At 32.1% G+C, this 17,956-nt stretch carries 16 protein-coding genes; 9 read left to right on the top strand and 7 right to left on the bottom strand.

Features of this window, described 5'->3' with window-relative positions; translation table 11 throughout:
• Positions 1-32: 32 nt before the first annotated feature.
• The 3 genes from JMA43_RS02955 to JMA43_RS02965 all read left to right on the top strand — a co-directional run bounded on the left by JMA43_RS02955 (position 33) and on the right by JMA43_RS02965 (position 1,992).
• Positions 33-707 (top strand): head GIN domain-containing protein, encoded by a 675-nt coding sequence (locus JMA43_RS02955; protein ID WP_342154786.1) that lies wholly within the window; start codon positions 33-35, stop codon positions 705-707.
• Positions 708-910: 203 nt separating this feature from the next.
• A complete protein-coding gene (locus JMA43_RS02960; protein WP_342154787.1) occupies positions 911-1,594 on the top strand; it encodes a LysE family translocator in 684 nt (227 codons plus the stop codon).
• Between the two features lie 2 nt (positions 1,595-1,596).
• Positions 1,597-1,992, top strand: a complete 396-nt coding sequence (locus JMA43_RS02965) for a DoxX family protein (protein WP_342154789.1) — start codon at positions 1,597-1,599, stop codon at positions 1,990-1,992.
• A 13-nt stretch (positions 1,993-2,005) separates the two neighbouring features.
• Here the strand turns inward: JMA43_RS02965 and JMA43_RS02970 are convergent, their stop codons facing one another.
• The 6 genes from JMA43_RS02970 to JMA43_RS02995 all read right to left on the bottom strand — a co-directional run bounded on the left by JMA43_RS02970 (position 2,006) and on the right by JMA43_RS02995 (position 11,041).
• Positions 2,006-3,478, bottom strand: coding sequence for a hypothetical protein (locus tag JMA43_RS02970; protein WP_342154791.1), 1,473 nt, complete (start codon positions 3,476-3,478; stop codon positions 2,006-2,008).
• A gap of 75 nt (positions 3,479-3,553) precedes the next feature.
• Positions 3,554-4,066, bottom strand: a complete 513-nt coding sequence (locus JMA43_RS02975) for an OmpH family outer membrane protein (protein ID WP_342154793.1) — start codon at positions 4,064-4,066, stop codon at positions 3,554-3,556.
• Positions 4,067-4,326: 260 nt separating this feature from the next.
• Positions 4,327-5,178, bottom strand: coding sequence for a class I SAM-dependent methyltransferase (locus tag JMA43_RS02980; protein WP_342154795.1), 852 nt, complete (start codon positions 5,176-5,178; stop codon positions 4,327-4,329).
• Between the two features lie 116 nt (positions 5,179-5,294).
• Positions 5,295-7,166, bottom strand: a complete 1,872-nt coding sequence (gene mnmG, locus JMA43_RS02985) for a tRNA uridine-5-carboxymethylaminomethyl(34) synthesis enzyme MnmG (RefSeq protein WP_342154797.1) — start codon at positions 7,164-7,166, stop codon at positions 5,295-5,297.
• A gap of 145 nt (positions 7,167-7,311) precedes the next feature.
• The gene (gene ybeY, locus JMA43_RS02990) at positions 7,312-7,719 is read right to left on the bottom strand and encodes an rRNA maturation RNase YbeY (protein WP_342154799.1); all 408 of its coding nucleotides are present in this window, start codon (positions 7,717-7,719) and stop codon (positions 7,312-7,314) included.
• Complete coding sequence (locus tag JMA43_RS02995; RefSeq protein WP_342154801.1) at positions 7,712-11,041, bottom strand: hypothetical protein; 3,330 nt, start codon at positions 11,039-11,041, stop codon at positions 7,712-7,714. Before JMA43_RS02995 ends, ybeY begins: the two co-directional genes overlap by 8 nt.
• A gap of 276 nt (positions 11,042-11,317) precedes the next feature.
• On the opposite strand from JMA43_RS02995, the gene JMA43_RS03000 reads away from it, so the two are divergent.
• The 6 genes from JMA43_RS03000 to JMA43_RS03025 all read left to right on the top strand — a co-directional run bounded on the left by JMA43_RS03000 (position 11,318) and on the right by JMA43_RS03025 (position 17,386).
• A complete protein-coding gene (locus tag JMA43_RS03000; protein ID WP_342154803.1) occupies positions 11,318-12,193 on the top strand; it encodes a DUF808 domain-containing protein in 876 nt (291 codons plus the stop codon).
• A 187-nt stretch (positions 12,194-12,380) separates the two neighbouring features.
• A complete protein-coding gene (locus JMA43_RS03005) occupies positions 12,381-13,553 on the top strand; it encodes an aminopeptidase C (protein ID WP_342154805.1) in 1,173 nt (390 codons plus the stop codon).
• A 186-nt stretch (positions 13,554-13,739) separates the two neighbouring features.
• Positions 13,740-15,269, top strand: a complete 1,530-nt coding sequence (gene gltX, locus JMA43_RS03010) for a glutamate--tRNA ligase (RefSeq protein ID WP_342154807.1) — start codon at positions 13,740-13,742, stop codon at positions 15,267-15,269.
• Between the two features lie 220 nt (positions 15,270-15,489).
• Entirely contained in the window at positions 15,490-16,419 is a 930-nt protein-coding gene (locus JMA43_RS03015; RefSeq protein ID WP_342154809.1) for an SPFH domain-containing protein, read from the top strand.
• A 70-nt stretch (positions 16,420-16,489) separates the two neighbouring features.
• Positions 16,490-16,669 (top strand): hypothetical protein, encoded by a 180-nt coding sequence (locus JMA43_RS03020; RefSeq protein WP_342154811.1) that lies wholly within the window; start codon positions 16,490-16,492, stop codon positions 16,667-16,669.
• On the top strand, positions 16,670-17,386 hold the full coding sequence (locus JMA43_RS03025; RefSeq protein ID WP_342154813.1) for a DUF4328 domain-containing protein: 717 nt from the start codon (positions 16,670-16,672) through the stop codon (positions 17,384-17,386).
• Positions 17,387-17,749: 363 nt separating this feature from the next.
• Here the strand turns inward: JMA43_RS03025 and JMA43_RS03030 are convergent, their stop codons facing one another.
• Positions 17,750-17,953 carry a DUF6327 family protein gene (locus JMA43_RS03030; protein WP_342154815.1) on the bottom strand — a complete coding sequence of 68 codons (204 nt, stop codon included), beginning with the start codon at positions 17,951-17,953 and terminating at the stop codon, positions 17,750-17,752.
• Between the last annotated feature and the right edge of the window lie 3 nt (positions 17,954-17,956).

Here is a 17,956-nt window from a genome sequence, read left to right on the forward strand (position 1 = left end):
AAATTTCGGTAATCGAGTAAAAATCAAGACCAATGAAAAATATATTTTTAATAGCATTTTTATTTATTTCAACTTTAACCATTGCTCAAGACAATGTAACCAAAGAATTAGGGGAGTTTCATGAAGTTAAAGCTTACGACGGACTTTCAGTTAAAATAGTTCAAGGACCAAAAAATAAAGCAGTAGTTTCTGGTAAAAATCCTTCGGATGTTGTGTTTGTTAACAAAGGAGGAAAATTAAAAATTAGAATGAATATCAACGAAGTTTTTAACGGTTATACCACTTTTGTTGTTCTTTATACTGCTGATATGGTTTCTATTTTGGATGCCAATGAAAACGCTATGATTGCTGTAAAAGAAACTATGGAACAAGTAGATCTTGAATTACGTGCGCAAGAAGGTGCTAAAATTGAAGCAGATGTAAAAGTAGAAAGACTCAACACAAAAGCAATTACTGCTGGTGTTGTAACTGTTTCTGGTACTGCAAAAAATCAAGATGTAAGTGTAAATACTGGCGGACGTTTTGAAGGAGGCGATTTAAAATCTGAACAAACCGATGTGGACGTAAAAGCTGGTGGCGTTGCCGATGTAAATGCAACCGAATATGTAAGTGCAAAAGTTAAAGTAGGAGGGACCATCAATGTTTATGGGAGTCCGCGTGTGTTAGATAAACAAACTTTTGTAGGTGGTACAATTAACGAATTATAGAAATCTAAAATATTTAGAACCTATTTTTTGAGGGTTTAATTCCTCAAAACCGTATTAAATCATCATAATTTATAATATGTTATGATGATTTTTTATTTTTGACATACCTAAGCAATTTATAAATCGACCAATTTTTTTAAGCTTAACCAGCAATTTTCATTGACTTCAGTTTTTTAAATTGAAGTTGCTATAAAATTATTTGAATGATAGAAGATGTTTTTAAAGCAATTCCGCTCGGTATTCTCTTAGCTTTTACCATTGGTCCGGTTTTTTTTGTATTACTCGAAACCAGTGCTATTAAAGGTTTTAGAGCTGCTTTAAGTTTTGATCTTGGCGTTGTACTTGGCGATATTTCCTTTATTTTAATAGCTTATTTTAGTACCAATAAATTACTTTTTAAAATAAAAGACGATCCTTCGTTGTTTATTTTTGGTGGTGTTTTACTTATTGTTTACGGGGTTATTTCATTTATAAAATGTAAAAGCGATTATAAAAAAGATATACGGAATGCTATCAATCAAGTGGTTGTAAAACGTAATTATTTTAAATTGTTTTTAAAAGGTTTTCTACTGAATTTTATAAATATTGGCGTTTTAGGTTTTTGGTTAGGTATCATTATTATTTTTGGTCCGAAACTCGAAATGAATGATGAGCGTATTTTTGTTTTTATCAGTACTATTTTAATTACTTATTTAATTGTAGATTGTATTAAAATGTTGTTGGCTAAACAATTACGTAGTAAACTTACACCGAGACGTATTTTTAAAATTAAGCGAATTATAAGCATTATCATTGCTATTTTTGGATTTGTTTTAGTTTTACAAGGATTTTTTCCAGAGGAGAAACAACGACTTGAAAATGTAATTGAAGATATTAGAACTCCATAAACATGCAACAATATTTACAAATTCTACCTGCTGTTTGTTTGCTTGTGTTCATAGCCATTACTTTTCTGTTTAGTTTTATCGATAAAGTAACCGATTGGAATGGTAACCTCAGTTTTTTACAAACTCATTTCAAAGATACTTTTGTAGTTCCGCTATTACCTTTTACACTCTTTTTAATAACTATTTTAGAGCTTATTGCTGGCGTTTTAGCCATTATTGGGATTGTGTATTTATTTGCTTCCAATAATGCTTTTATTGCTATTGTAAGTTGTATAATTTCTTTAATTGTACTTTTTATCTTTTTAATTGGTCAGCGTATAGCAAAAGACTTTGATGGCGCTATGAAGATTACCATTTACATTATCGCAGTTGTACTTTGTTTGTATTTTTTAATTTAGTTCGACGTTTTTATTACAACACCGTTTGTAAAGTTCCTTCTTGCACACACAACCATAAATAGTTAAAAAACGATTTTTGTTTATCGCGTTCAACTTTTATACTCACATCTTTGTTGTCTTTTTTAGTATTCTTCAAAAACAAATTAGCAAGATTGGTGAAGAATTTATTTATAACCGTTGTATTTTTCTTGTGAATAGTAATTTTAAAATCTTCATATTTTAATCGAAAAGTTCCGTTGGCTTCATTTTCATTTGCAAAAACATCAAAAATTACGCTTCTTATCGCTCCAGATGTTTTCACATTCATATTTGGCATTACAAAAGCATTTATTTCTTCAGCATTTAAGTTTTGCATATTTCCGTGAAGTGTAAAAAAATCTGCTTTGTTATTAACATCAAACTTCCATTTCAAATTAAAATGTGCATCACCCATAAATTTAGAGTGTATGTCTATAAAAGTTTCTGGTACATTTTGAAGATTACTTAGATTTTCAATTTTACTATTTACATGGGTAAATACAATTGTGCCAGGTTCATCGTAATTTTTAACACGTTCACTGTATTGTATTTTACTATTTTCAATTACCGTTTCTGCAATGTTTATTTTAAAAGGTAAATTTCGAATTGCTTTACTGTACAAAGGTTTGTATTTGTTGGGCTCGGGGAGGAGCTTATTTTTGTAAATTTCTAAATCGGCTTTATAAATTGCCATTGTTTTGGCATCAAACAAAGTGGTATCGTTTGCTATTTTCTTTGTGTAATTGTTTATTAAAATACTATCAATTTCTAAGTCCACCCAATCTGTTTGAACCTGTATGTGCTTCTGTAATTCTTCTTTTGAATAGAGTGTTTTTATCGTTAGCTTTTCAGTTTTTATATATTTTTTATTGATTGCTATTTTACCGATTTTAAAATCTAAATGATCATTGATAGGAACTACAGTATTTTCAGTTTTTATATTGAAATCTTTATAAATTATCTTTTCTTTTTCTGAATTTAAATCGAGTTGAAAACTATCAATTTCAATCTCAATATTTTTTGTTTGAAGTGGTCTATTATTTTTTTCAGAAGAATAGTTTACATCAATGTTTTTGAAAGCTATTCGTTTCACATTCAACTTAAAATCTTCATCTGAATTTGATTTATTTTTTTCTTTTTTTTGATGAAGATTCAGCAATCCTTTTTCAGCAATTACCTTATCAATTTTTATCTCTTTCTGATTCCATATTATTGCAAAATCAATTCCTTCGATAGTTATTTCATTCAACTGTAAACTGTCTTTGTTATCATTTACAGCTTTAATATTTGTTGCTGTAACAGTTCGAGTTAAAACATTTGTATTTATATTTTCTACCTCAATTTTGTAGTTGTTGAGTGTTGTTATTTTTTTCTGAAGAATATTCGAAATAATAGTATTTGCCGAAATAACAATGAGACATAGACATACAAGGAGCCCACCAACAATTATGAAGTGTTTCTTTTTCAACAAATTTGTTTTATATGAAGATACAAAAAAAGGCGCTCAATTTGAGCGCCTTAACTTTTTGTTGTAATTTTTAATTTACTCTGCTTTGTAAGCATCGTTAATTGCTTTTAAAACAGCATCTGTAATATCGTTAGAAGGTTCTCCATACATTACGCTTCCTGCATCGTTAGATCCTAAAACAAAAGTATACCCGTTGTCTTTTCCGTAGTCTTTAACAAACGATCTTACTTTTTTAATCAAGCTATCAATTTCTTGCTGACTTTCTTGAGAGATACGTTGTTCTTCCATTTGAAGTTGCTGTCCCATTGCCTGTCTCTTTTGTAACAAAGTGTTATATTTTTGTTGAGCACTCGACTGTGACATACTTTTTGCTTCTGCTTCAAAAGCTTGCGCTTCAGCTTGAAATACTTTAGCTATACTATCGGCTCTTTTGTCAAAATTCTCAATAGTAGATTTGTATTTTGCTTCTATATCAATTTTCTCTTGATATTCGTTAATCAATTTTGTGTTGTCTACAAATGCAATTTTATTTTGCTGACAAGAAATTGCTGCTAAAGAAATCGCAGCTACTAAAAGAATTTTTTTCATGTTGTTAGTTTTTCAATTCTAAAAAATCAAAAAAACAAATGTGTTAGTTGATTTAAATTTTGTTTCGAACAAAAATAGAAAAGTAAATGGATTTTTAGCTTTTTCTAATTTTATTTCTAATTATAAATGTTTTTTATATATTTTATTATAAATATAATTTTTATTTATTTTTATAACCCTTTTTATTTTGAATTTATAAGCTGATTTAATTTATTTGATACACTCATACCAGTTTATTCTTAAATACCGCTTAAATCGCTTTAAAATGAGTCTTTATCTCTTTTTTCTATGATATAGATGAGCGAAGAGTATTCTCCCGTAGATTTTGCTTTTAAGTTTGATTGTAGTCCATTTTTAAAAGCTTTTACAAAATTGTTCCTCCCAGTTTTAATTTTTTCTGAAAGTAAACTCACATAAAATGAATCAAAAATCATTGGTAAGATTTTTACTACAAATAAATTTTCTTTTTTAAATAGTTCTTTAAAGGAATGTTTATCAAAATGCCAAATGTGTCGAGGTACATCATAAGCAGCCCAATGTTCTTTGTAGTGTTTAGCATCTTCCGATTTGTAATTTGGAACCGCTATTATTATAGCTCCATTTTTGTTTAGTAATTCGTTTAACTTTTTTATTTGTAATTCTAAATCGTGTACATGTTCTAATACATGCCACATGGTAATGATATCAAATTTTTTAATTTCTAATTCTTCTGTAGATACTACTACTTTGTTTCCTTTAGAAATTGATTTTTCTCTTGCTACCTCACTTGGTTCTGTTCCGTAGCAATCAAAACCTTTTTTACAATACGATATAAAGTCTCCAGTTCCGCTTCCAATATCTAATAAAGTTTTTGCCTCTGGATTTAATTTCTTCAGTAATTTATATTTTTTATTTAGGCTATAACTTTTCACAATTTGATAAATATTATCCACTAATGTTTTTTTAGCATCTGTATGTGAAATATAGTTTTCACTTTGATAATAGTTACCAATTTTTTCTTTAGTTGGAGTAGGAGAAGTTTTTAGTAATCCATCAATATTTGTAGTAACAATATTAAATTGTTCGTTGGTTACTAAATGATCTTTTGCAGTTATAATTACTTTTTCTTCCATTGAATTTAAAAGCTGCAAGATAGTATTTATGACTTAATTTTCTTTTATTAATTCTAATATAAAAAAAGAGAGTTCCACGTGGAACCCTCTTTTAATTTTTATTCGTTTGAAAGCAATTATCTCCCCATATGAACCAACATTACACTTATGTCGCTTGGAGAAACTCCGCTAATTCTTGATGCTTGCGATAGTGTTCTTGGTTTAATTTTTTTAAGTTTTTCTCTTGCTTCAAAAGACAACGATTTAAGTTTGTTGTAATCGAAATTTTCAGGAATTTTAATTTCTTCTAGTCTGCTTAATTTATCAGCATTGTTCTTTTCCTTTTCAATATATCCAGAATACTTTACTTGTATTTCAGCTTGATCTAAAACTTCTTGATCTAAATTGTTTTCGGTTATATAAGTATCTACTTCTTCAACTTTTCGCATCAAATCTAAAGTTACATTTGGACGCGCAAAAATCTTAAACATCTTATCTGATTGCTTCATTGGAGCAGAAGAAACTTCATCTAAAATAGGATTTATAACTTCTGGTTTTACACTAGTCTCTTTAAAGAAATCTACAAACGCATCAGAAAGTTTTTGCTTTTCTTCCATGCGTTTCATTCTTTTTTCTGATGCTAATCCAATCTCAAAACTCTTAGGTGTTAATCGTAAATCGGCATTATCTTGTCTGAGTAAAGTTCGATATTCAGCTCTAGAAGTAAACATTCGATAAGGTTCTTCTGTACCTTTTGTAATCAAATCATCTATTAAAACTCCAATATATGCTTCGTCTCTATTTAATATAAAAGGATCTCTTTCTTGTACTTTAAGACTTGCATTTATACCTGCCATGAGTCCTTGCGAAGCTGCTTCTTCATAACCTGTAGTACCGTTAATTTGTCCTGCAAAATATAAACCTTCTACCAATTTAGTTTCTAAAGTATGCTTAAGTTGTGTAGGAGGGAAGTAGTCGTATTCTATAGCATATCCTGGACGGAAAAACTTTACATTTTCAAACCCAGCTACCGATCGTAACGCTTTAAATTGTACATCTTCTGGAAGTGAAGTTGAGAATCCATTTATGTAATATTCTACCGTATCCCAACCTTCTGGTTCTACAAAAAGTTGATGTCTGTCTTTGTCTGCAAATCGGTTGATTTTATCTTCAATTGAAGGGCAGTATCTCGGACCAATACTTTTAATTCTACCGTTAAACATTGGTGATCTATCAAAGCCTTCTCTAAGCAAATCGTGTACTTGTTCACTTGTATAAGACATATGACAATCGCGTTGTTTAGTCAACGGTTTTGTTTCATCAGAATATGAAAACTTTTCAGGAATTTCATCTCCTGGTTGTACGGTCATTTTACTAAAATCTAACGATCTTCCATCAACTCTTGGAGGCGTTCCTGTTTTCATTCGTCCTGCTTCAAAACCACAGTTTATTAAATCTTCTGTGATTCCTGTTGCTGCTCTTTCACCTGCGCGACCACCACCAAATTGTTTCTCTCCAATATGAATTAATCCGTTTAGAAAAGTTCCGTTGGTGAGTACAACAGATTTACATTTTACTTCAACTCCCAACGATGTTTTTACCCCACGTATTTTTCCGTTTTCTATGATTAAACCAGAAACCATTTCTTGATAAAAGTCTAAATTTGGAGTACGCTCTAACATTAATCGCCATTCTTCAGCAAAACGCATACGGTCACTTTGAACACGTGGCGACCACATTGCTGGACCTTTTGATTTGTTGAGCATTTTAAATTGTATGGCAGTTTTATCACTTACAATTCCAGAATATCCACCCATGGCATCTATCTCTCGTACAATTTGCCCTTTTGCAATTCCGCCCATGGCAGGATTACACGACATCTGTGCGATATTCTGTAAATTCATAGTTATAAGTAGGGTAGAAGCACCCATATTTGCGGCAGCAGCAGCAGCTTCCGATCCTGCATGTCCACCACCAACTACAATAACATCGTATTCTTTATCAAACATAAAAAATGAATTTCTAAAGTTATCTTGGTTAACAATTGTTTCGTTCCACGTGAAACAGCTTTGTTAAGCCTTATTATTTCTGTGTTTCTTCGAGAAGACTAATCAGCTTTTCCTTGCTGATTTTATTTTGTACGCTTTTTAAAAATTAAAATAAAGCGATCTTTTCCTCTTCTTTCGCACGCATTATTTTAGTATCTTCTTCGGTTTTATCTTTATATCCGCAGTAATGAAGAAGTCCATGTGCCATTACTCTTTTCAATTCAGTATCGAACGGAACATTGTATTCGTCGGCATTTTCTTTGACCCTTTCAACTGAAATAAAAATATCTCCAGCAATGGTATGCGCATCCGAATAATCAAAACTGATAATATCCGTTAGTGTATCATGGTTTAAATACGTTACATTAATTTCGTGTAAGTAATTATCATCACAAAATATGTAGTTTATTTCTCCCGCTTGCTTGTTTTCAGATGTAAGAACTTTAAGCACCCAATCCGAAAAATTTTGCTCATTTTCAATATTAAACTCGCACTCGTAATTAAAACTAATCATCTCCTTTAAAATATGCGTTTACTTTTTGCTTGTAATTTTGCCGCAAAGGTAAGGCTTGTCTGTTTAATATTTCAACTTCATTAAAATATTGTTGTAGTTCTGGTAAATTATCTTTTGCCTCGTTTTGAAATGTTTGCGTGTTTGTTTGACTTTCTCTTTGCTGATCTTGTCCTTGCTTTAAAGTTGCATCTTCCAATTTTAAAAGTTGGTGCTGTAACTGAAGCATTTTTTGCTGTGTTGTTCTATTAAATCCTTTTTCTAATAAATCGTTTTCAATTTGCTCCATTTGCTGTGCTAATTTTTTAGCACTTTGCTTGCTGCCTTCACCGTTTAAATTGTTTAATTGTTGCTCTAATTGATTTCGTAATTGCTGTTGCTGTTTGTAAATTTCAAAGAGTTCACCAGACATTTTTTCGTTGCCCAGTTGCTTATTTTGTTCCCCTTGTTTATTTCCATTTTTTTCTTCTGAATTTTCTCCATCTTCGCCTTTTTTCATCCCTTTTTCCATTTGCTCATTTAACTGCTTTTGCGACTGAATAATATCTGGAAGCTGAAAACCACCTCCGCTTCCACTTGCAGACATCGACATGTTTTGTTGCATTTGGTCTAAAGATTCACTTAAAAAATCTGCTAATTCATTGGTTGAAGTAAGGGTATATTGTTGATGCGAAATACCTTGATAAAATCTGTTCTCTGCAAACTCTTCAAGTGTTTTATCGATGTTATAATAAATGTCGGTAATGTTTTTGTTGATAGTTTCCGACAGCATTGGTTGTCGTAACGACAGTGTAAACAAGCTGTCATCAACATGTTCAAATAGGGTACGTAAATCTTTTTGCTTCTTTAAATATACCGATAGGTTTAAATTTTCACCTTCATAGTTTTCTAAACGCTTCATGATGTCTTCTTGATCAAAAGAAAACACTAATAAATTGTCTAAAATTTGTCGTAACATCGCAGCGTCTTCAGCAGTGTTTTCTTGTTCGCCACCTTGCATGGCTCCTTGCATTGTTACCGACATTTCCTCCATTTTTTTAGCAGCATTTTGTTGCTTTTGCTTTGCTTGCTCTCCTGCAGGACTTTCTCCTTGGTTGCCTTCAGACTTACTTTGGTTTTGCTCTTGTTCTTCTAATTTATCGGTTGCTTCTTGTTGCTCTTTACTAACATCTTCTTCTTTTTTAGCATCCGTTCCTAAATCCATTGGTTGTTGTAAAGCATCATTTTGTTTTTCTAAAGCATCGATTTCTTCTTTAATTTTATTGAATTCTTCGTTTAATTTTTCTTGATTTTCAGCTGTATTTTCTTTACTAGATTTTTCCGATTGTGCTTTTTGCTTTTCTGCTAAATCTTTTAAATCGTTTTTAATTTTTTCTGCTTTTGCACTGGTGTAATATCGTTTGGTGAGTTCTAAAATTTGCTCTAGATTTCTACTATCCTTTTTTTGTTGCTTGCCCAATTCGTCCAATTTTTTGGTAAGCTCTTCTTTATTAATTTTATCGGCAACTTCTTGCAATTCTTCCATCAACTTTTCATTCTTTTCCAACTCTTTTTGTTGCCGTTCAATTCGCTCTTGTAAAAGCTTATTCATTTCAGACTTTTCTTTGTTTTCTTCTCGAAATTCCTCCAAATTTTTAGCCAAGTCTTTATGGTAGCGTTTCATCAATTCATCCTGTTGCTTTTGTCGCTCTAAAAAGTTTTCTATTTTTTTCTGATCGTTAAAATTTAGCTGTTCTTTTTGCTTATTTATATTATTGATTTCTTGTAATTCTTTTTCATTTTCTACAGCTTTTTCAAGCGAATTTTCTAGTTTTTTTATTCCTTCTTTTTGTTGTGCTAGTTGGTTATTTTGCTTTTCACTTTTGGTTAGTTTTCGGTAATTAAAAACGTTACTTTTTGTAGTTTTTCCACCGTTAATTTTATCGTTGTCTGTTACTTCAAAATAATATTCGTAATTGGTTCCTTCTTTTAAATTTAAGTTGTTTGGAAAAGCATAGACAAAACGGTCGTAACTGGATTTTTTAATAGGAATTTCAACTTTTTGTATGCTATCAGTGCCCTGCGGAGCGTACACTATTTCTACTTTATCAACCTTATAATCGTCCGAAACTTGTGCCAGAAGCACTTTAGAATCTAAGTTTAAACTGTCTGTTTTTTCTTCAACTTTTATTTCTGGAAATTGGTCTTTAACAACCGATATTGAAAACCCTAACTTTTCGTAATTCTTTAAATTTTCATTACTTGTTGCAATGGTGTAATTGGTATTGTTGTATATGTTTTTTGAAAATTGAAAATTGTTTTCTTTTTGCTGAAAGAATAAAGTGGTATCTGCTAACTGAAGCGAAACTTCCTTTGTCTTTGCAGTTTGAAGTTGCCACGTAATTTCGGTGCCTTCAGGAATAATTGCATTCCCCGTACTTTTTATAATTTCTGATTTTTTCTCGGTGTAGGATGGATAGTTCAACTTCATTTCAAAATTCACCAACGTTGGCGTCGGAATAACACGTAGCGTATATTTTTGAGATGTTACCGAATTGGCCGTTAATTTGAAATCTACAGCTTCAGAAGTTGGAGCAAATTGATATTCAAATTCTCCCAACGATTGTTCTTGTAGATAATACAAATTGTTGTCGATTGCAATTTGAATATTATCAGGAATGAGCTTTCCTGCAACACGAACGCGTAAAGTGTAATTTTTTCCTTCTAGTGTTGTAAGCGAATCATTCAGTATAAAAAATTCAAAAGGCGCAGGTGGTGTATATGCAGTTTTATAATCTACTACACGTTTGTAACTATCTGTAAATAAATTACTTTTACCTAAAAATATAACTATCAGTATAAAAAATATTGGTGCTAGTGCGTACCACAAATATTTTAAGTTGCTTTTAAAATTTATAGCCGATTGAAAGGGAATAGGCGACAGACGTTCGCTTTTTTGTTGAATACTTGCCAAGAGTAGTTCCGATTGTTGTGTATTATCGGAAAGTTGTAAAATGTTAAGCAATTTATCGTCTACTTCGGGAAAATGGTTTCCAATAATGCTTGAAGCTGTTTTATAATCTATTCCTTTTCGAATTTTGAAGAGGTACAACAACGGATTCACAATAAATTTTACAAACAAAAACATTTCAACAAGTACAAAAAGCCAAAACAAAATGAGTCGGCCAGTGGTGCCAAACCACAAAAAATATTCGAGTAAAGCAGTTAAAATAAAATAAACTAAACCAATTCCTACAAATAGTAACACCCCTTTAATCAGTTCGTTGGTGTAGTATTTTCTTAAAAACTTTTCGAGTTTTTGTTGTATGTTTTGAATTGAATTCATTGTAATTTTTTCTAAAAATAGCGCTAGTTTACTCGATAATCGAGATTTAAATGTTCCTACGTTTGTGCCAAAATCAGCCTTGAATTTTTTTATCGTATCGTGAGCTTGACTCAAGGTAGTTTACTTGAAATAAACCGTTTGTAAATTATGAATTTTAACTGACTTAGAAAATAGGTTGATTTCAGTGTTTTGTAGCGTTTTTTTAATGTGTTAAAACAGCTTCTGTAATTTTTCGAAATATTCTGTTATTTTTATGCTGAATTTAATTTATAAAATATGGCATCAGGAATTTTTGCAATTCTCGACGATATCGCTACCCTTATGGACGATGTGGCGGCAATGAGTAAAATAGCAGCCAAAAAAACGGCGGGAATTTTAGGAGACGATTTGGCGGTTAATGCCGAAAAAGCGTCTGGGTTTGCATCTTCAAGAGAAATTCCTGTGCTGTGGGCAATAACCAAAGGTTCGTTGCTAAATAAAATTATAATTTTACCAATTGCCTTTTTATTGAGTGCCTTTTTGCCGTGGGCCATTACGCTTATTTTAATTCTTGGAGGTTTGTATTTGGCATTCGAAGGAGCCGAAAAAATTTACCATTATTTTGTGCCTCACCACAACTCCAAAGCGGAAGAATTAAAAGTGGTGCAAACAAAAGAAGAAATTTTGGCGGTAGAAAAAGAGCGTATCAAAGCCGCTATTATAACCGATTTTATTTTATCGGTTGAAATTGTAATTATCGCTCTAGGGACTGTTGTTGGAGAACCAATTCTCGAACAAATTTTGGTGGTAAGTGCTATTGCATTACTTGCTACTGTTGGGGTGTATGGTATTGTTGCGCTTATTGTTAGAATGGACGAAGCAGGTTATAAATTAATTGATAAAAGCAAAAGTAAAAACAGCATTTTACACAAAATTGGCGAACTCTTAGTAAGTGCGCTTCCAAAGGTAATTAAGGCACTTAGCATTATAGGTACGCTTGCTTTATTGTTGGTTTCTGGTGGAATTTTTAATCATAACATTGATTTTTTTCATCATCTTTTTCCGTGGATGCCAACCATGCTTAAAGAGTTTCTTTTAGGTTTGATTATTGGATTTATTGTGCTGTTTGTTTTTCAAATCTTCAGTAAATTATTTAAAAAAGCAAAGCATTAATTTTCAGCATAAATTATAAGTAAAGAAGCGATAGTTTACAACTGTTGCTGAAAAGTATCAGTATTACCATAAAATTAAGAATTTGGTTGCCAATTATTCGGTAACTTGCTACGTTTAAAAATTAACCCAAGAAGGTCTACATACTTTTATAGGCGTTCCCTCTAATCTAAAAATAATTTATTTACAGATGAAAAAGCTATTCATAACAGCTACAGCCGTTGTTATTTCTGTAACAGCACAGGCACAAGACGAATTGATTAAATCGCTCGACGGAAATACGAGTTTAAGCGCAAAAGAAGGTTTTATGTTTAAACCACTTATTAACCTTGAAAGAACTTCAGTAAAAAATCAAGGAAGTAGCGGAACGTGTTGGAGCTATTCTGGGAATTCTTTCATTGAATCTGAAATGTTGAGAGAAGGCAAAACTCCTGTTGATATTTCTGAAATTTATACAGCTAGATGTGTGTACATCGAAAAAGCTAAAAATTATGTGCGTATGCACGGAAATGTAAGTTGGGGTGACGGTGGAGAATTGCACGATGTGATGAATATTTACAAAAAGTACGGGGCGCTTCCGCAAGAGGTTTATACAGGTTTAAATTACGGTACCGATATCAATAGGTTTGGCGAAATGCAAGCAATATTGAAAGGGATGCTCGATGGAATTATTCAGAATAAAAACGGAAATTTAACTCCAAATTGGATTACAGCTTTTACCGCTGTGTTAGATAGCTACCTTGGTCAAGTTCCAGAATCGTTTACTTACAACGGAAAAACATACACGCCACAAAGTTTTGCTCAAGAAGTAATTGGGATTAATGCCAACGATTATGTTGAGCTAACTTCAATTCCAGACGAGCCATTATACCAAGATGTATTTTTAGCGGTTCCAGACAATTGGAGTTTTGATTATGCGTACAATATCAGTACAACCGATTTGATTTCTACAATCGATAATGCTTTAGACAAAGGATATACAGTAGGTTGGGCTGCCGATGTGAGTGAAAAATATTTTAGTTGGAAAAACGGCGTTGCGTATGTACCTGAAACCGAATACGCAAAAATGTCTGCTGAAGAAAAAGAATCGCTTTTTAGCGGTCCGAAAGACGAACTTACAATTACTGCTGAATTAAGACAGCAAGCTTTTGATAATTATAGCACTACCGACGATCATGCGATGCAAATTGTTGGAAAAGCAAAAGATCAAAACAATAAAGAATATTACATTGTTAAAAATTCTTGGGGAACAAAAAATGACTACGAAGGTTATTTATACGTTACTAAAAACTATGTAATGTATAAAACTACTGCGCTTTTACTTAACAAAGCTGGTATTCCAAAAAATATTTATAAAGGATAGAATTTCTTTGTAACTGCCTGAAAAGTCTACGGATGTCATTCTGAATTTATTTCGGAATCTTACCTTACTAACACAAGGTTTAATAAGATACGGAGTGAAGCTTTATATGATAAAAATGAACTTTTCAGGCAGTTTCTTTTTTCATTACTCAAATCAAAAAAGGTATCTTTGCCAAAAATTAAAACGATGAGTAATAAAGTGCGCGTGCGTTTTGCACCAAGTCCTACGGGACCGCTACATATTGGTGGTGTTAGAACTGCCTTATACAATTATTTATTTGCTAAAAAAAATGGAGGTGATTTTCTGTTACGTATTGAAGACACCGACCAAACTAGATATGTTGAAGGAGCCGAGCAATACATTGTAGATGCTTTAAATTGGTTACAAATTCCGTATGATGAAGGTCCAAATTCTTCTGTGGAAATTCAACAAAAATACGGTCCTTTTCGTCAAAGTGAACGAAAAGATTTGTACAAACAATACGCCGACCAATTAATTGAGTCTGGTTGGGCTTATTACGCTTTTGATACTCCAGAAGAATTAGATGCGCACCGTAAAGACCACGAAGAAAAAGGAAAGACGTTTATTTACAATTGGCACAATCGCTTAAAATTGAACAATTCGCTAAAACTTTCTGCGGAAGAAGTTCAAGAAAAAATAAATAGCGGAGAGGCTTATGTAATTCGTTTTAAATCGCCACAAGATGAAAAACTTCAGTTAAACGATATTATTCGTGGGGATATTGAAATCGACACCAATATTTTAGACGATAAAGTTTTGTTTAAAAGCGACGGGATGCCAACCTATCATTTGGCAAATATTGTCGATGATCATTTAATGGATATCACACATGTTATTCGTGGAGAAGAGTGGTTACCATCTATGGCATTACACGTATTATTGTACCGTGCCTTCGATTGGCAAGCGCCAGAATTTGCACATTTACCACTTATTTTAAAACCTACAGGAAAAGGAAAATTGAGTAAACGTGATGGCGATAAGTTAGGTTTTCCTGTGTTTCCGTTGGAGTGGAAAGATCCTGCTACGGGCGATGTTTCACGTGGATACAAAGAAGATGGTTATTTTAACGATGCTGTGATAAATTTCTTAGCATTTTTAGGATGGAATCCAGGAACCGAACAAGAAATTTTCAGTTTAGAAGAATTAGTAAACGCATTCGAATTAGACCGTGTACATAAGTCGGGCGCTCGTTTCGATCCAGATAAAACCAAATGGTATAATCATAAGTATTTACAACAAAAAGAAGACACCGATTTAGCAACGCGTTTTCTGCCTTTTTTAAAGGAAAACGGAATTGAAACAGCTATTGATTACGTTGAAAATGTAGTTACACTCATAAAAGAACGCGCCAATTTTGTAGCTGATTTTTGGGATCTTGGAAGTTTCTTTTTTGTTGCACCTACGGAATACGATGCGAAGGCTAGCAAAAAGCAATGGAAAGAAAATACCAATGAGTATATGAATGAAGTTGCACAGGTAATTAATAGTATCGATACGTTCGAATCGACAACTATAGAAGCTGTTGTTAAAGATTGGATTGCTAGTAAGGAACTTGGTTTCGGACAAGTAATGCCACCTTTACGTTTGGCTTTGGTGGGTGAGATGAAAGGACCACATGTGTTTGATATTATAGCACTTATCGGAAAAGAAGAAACCGTAAACCGACTCCAAAAAGCAACTCAGGTTTTAGGTTAAACTTCAATTAAAAATATTTTAAAGCTGTGTAAAAGTATAAGCCTTTGGGCAACGATACTTTTATACAGCTTTTTTTATTGGTTTTCGTTTCATTTTCAGATTAAATAAAACTTCAGAAAACCAGCCTAAGTCCTCAAATAAATTATTTTCTAATAACTTCTACAAATACTCTAAATAATTTGTATTTTACCAACATCAATCAATTTAAAAATTTAGAGTTATGATATTTTTGATTCCTATTATTTTCTTCGGAATTATTATTCTTTTTAGTTCCTTTTTCGTTGTAAAACAGCAAACAGCCGTAGCTATAGAGCGTTTCGGTAAATTTCATAGTATTCGAAATTCAGGATTACAATTAAAAATTCCACTTATCGATAGAATTGCAGGGCGCTTGAGTTTAAAAATTCAGCAATTAGATGTAATTGTAGAAACCAAAACTCTGGACGACGTTTTTGTAAAACTTAAAATTTCTGTGCAATACGTTGTAATTAGAGAAAAAGTATACGAAGCATTTTATAAGTTGGAATATCCGCATGAGCAAATTACATCGTATGTTTTCGATGTGGTGCGTGCCGAAGTTCCTAAGATGAAATTAGACGACGTTTTTGTTAAAAAAGATGATATTGCGATTGCTGTAAAGGCTGAATTACAAGAAGCAATGTTAGAATACGGTTTTGACATCATTAAAACGCTTGTGACAGACATTGACCCTGATGCGCAAGTGAAAGCTGCTATGAACAGAATTAACGCCTCAGAACGCGAGAAAATAGCTGCGCAGTTTGAAGGAGATGCTGCTAGAATTTTAATTGTTGAAAAAGCAAAAGCCGAAGCTGAAAGTAAACGCCTTCAAGGACAAGGTATTGCCGACCAGCGTAGAGAAATTGCGCGCGGATTGGAAGAGTCGGTTGAAGTATTAAACAAAGTTGGTATCAACTCTCAAGAAGCTTCTGCGCTTATTGTTGTTACGCAACATTACGATACGTTACAGTCTATCGGGGAGGAAACCAATAGCAATTTAATTTTGTTACCAAATTCGCCACAAGCAGGGAGCGATATGCTCAATAATATGGTAGCTTCATTTACGGCTAGTAACCAAATTGGAGAAGCTATGAAACGTCAGCGTAAAGAAAAAGAAGGGGATAAGGAATAGAAATTATTGCTTAACATTTAATTACTGAAATCCCTTCAGTAATTAAATGTTTTAAAACCAATGTTTTTACATGGAAAAGAAATATTATTATGCAATTTTAGGAGTTGTAATTATAGGTTTTGGTGTGTTTTTAAGTCAATATAAAGCAGATGGAACTTTAAATTTTAGCTTTTTTGGCGGTTTAATTTGTGCCATAGGATTGTATGTAATAGCGATAAAATGGTTTCCCAAAAAAGTAAATAAAGAGTAAATGAGTGAGCAACAAATAGTCTCCACTGTTGAACTTGAAATAATTGATAATTCTAAAAGAGCCAAACTATTAAAAACAGTTTTTTGGAGTTTAATGGTACTAGCTGTAATTGGATTGGTACCAGGATATTTAGAAATACAACTACTGAAAAGAGCCCAATTAGGCGATTTTATTTCGGAATCCGAAGTAAATACAAGCGATGCAATTCAAGGAGTAATCGGGATGTTACAATTTGTTATTTACATTGTTTCTGTAGTTGTATTTTTAAATTGGTTTCGTCGAGCTTATGGAAATTTACACCGTTTAAAAGTTCCATTAGATCATAAAGAGTCAATGGCGGTTTGGACATGGTTTATACCGTTTATCGTTTTGTTTAGACCTGTTCAAATAATGAACGAGATATGGTCTAAAACCCAAGCTGTAATTAAAAAGTTTAATCCTTTTTATGCCAAAACATCTGGAAAATTAATAATTGGCGCTTGGTGGGCACTATTTTTAATATCGAATTTTGTTGGTAAGTATGTGCTAAAAACAGCTTTTAAGCAAGATACCATCGAAGATTTAATAAATGGTTCTCAGGCTATTCTTTATTCTGATTTAATACAAATTCCAGAAGCGTTATTAGTGATATTAATTGTTTCTAAAGTTTCTCGTATGGAAACAATGTTAGCCGAAGAAATAAAAAAAGGCGGTGGTCGCGTTCTTGATAAGAAGTAGGATTAATATTTACAGTAAATGATTATAAAATCCAAATTCTCAATAATACACATTTTGCTTTTTGGATGTATGGTTTTCATCATGGATTTAGCTATATACAAGAGCTACACCACAAGTAAAATAGATTTATAATTACTTATTATATTATTTATTTTACTTACTATAATAATAATTAATTATTTTAGAAAAAAGCCCATCATATAGTTGTTTAGCCAAATAACCTCTCGACTACGCTCGAGGTGACAGTGCATTATTACAGATTGCTGATAATAACTAGATTTTTACAACATTAAATAAAAAAACAACCCTTAATAAAAGTTAAGGGTTGTTTATATTTTTAACTGATGAGAATTCAGTTATATATTATCCTACCAATTTTTTTACAAGTTTAAGCGCAAATGCTCTTTTCAAGATAAAACCTGTAGTTTTTCCTATAACATTTAAAAAGCCTAAATCTTCTTTTATACCGTGGTAGTTAAGTTTTATTTCTTCTTTAGAAATATCTTTTTGCAACCGCAATACTCTTAGGTCTTTGTCTATTTCTTCAAATGAAGTATAAATTTTCACGTT

Source organism: Joostella sp. CR20 (assembly GCF_038433465.1).
Taxonomy (GTDB): Bacteria; Bacteroidota; Bacteroidia; order Flavobacteriales; family Flavobacteriaceae; genus Galbibacter.

Excerpts from the sequence above, each read along its gene's own strand:
- JMA43_RS03015 (WP_342154809.1), top strand. The coding sequence starts at position 15,490 with ATGATATTTTTGATTCCTATTATTTTCTTCGGAATTATTATTCTTTTT.
- JMA43_RS03005 (WP_342154805.1), top strand. The coding sequence starts at position 12,381 with ATGAAAAAGCTATTCATAACAGCTACAGCCGTTGTTATTTCTGTAACA.
- mnmG (WP_342154797.1), bottom strand. The coding sequence starts at position 7,166 with ATGTTTGATAAAGAATACGATGTTATTGTAGTTGGTGGTGGACATGCA.
- JMA43_RS03025 (WP_342154813.1), top strand. The coding sequence starts at position 16,670 with ATGAGTGAGCAACAAATAGTCTCCACTGTTGAACTTGAAATAATTGAT.
- ybeY (WP_342154799.1), bottom strand. The coding sequence starts at position 7,719 with ATGATTAGTTTTAATTACGAGTGCGAGTTTAATATTGAAAATGAGCAA.
- JMA43_RS02960 (WP_342154787.1), top strand. The coding sequence starts at position 911 with ATGATAGAAGATGTTTTTAAAGCAATTCCGCTCGGTATTCTCTTAGCT.
- JMA43_RS02965 (WP_342154789.1), top strand. The coding sequence starts at position 1,597 with ATGCAACAATATTTACAAATTCTACCTGCTGTTTGTTTGCTTGTGTTC.
- JMA43_RS02975 (WP_342154793.1), bottom strand. The coding sequence starts at position 4,066 with ATGAAAAAAATTCTTTTAGTAGCTGCGATTTCTTTAGCAGCAATTTCT.
- gltX (WP_342154807.1), top strand. The coding sequence starts at position 13,740 with ATGAGTAATAAAGTGCGCGTGCGTTTTGCACCAAGTCCTACGGGACCG.
- JMA43_RS02955 (WP_342154786.1), top strand. The coding sequence starts at position 33 with ATGAAAAATATATTTTTAATAGCATTTTTATTTATTTCAACTTTAACC.
- JMA43_RS02995 (WP_342154801.1), bottom strand. The coding sequence starts at position 11,041 with ATGAATTCAATTCAAAACATACAACAAAAACTCGAAAAGTTTTTAAGA.
- JMA43_RS03000 (WP_342154803.1), top strand. The coding sequence starts at position 11,318 with ATGGCATCAGGAATTTTTGCAATTCTCGACGATATCGCTACCCTTATG.
- JMA43_RS03020 (WP_342154811.1), top strand. The coding sequence starts at position 16,490 with ATGGAAAAGAAATATTATTATGCAATTTTAGGAGTTGTAATTATAGGT.
- JMA43_RS02980 (WP_342154795.1), bottom strand. The coding sequence starts at position 5,178 with ATGGAAGAAAAAGTAATTATAACTGCAAAAGATCATTTAGTAACCAAC.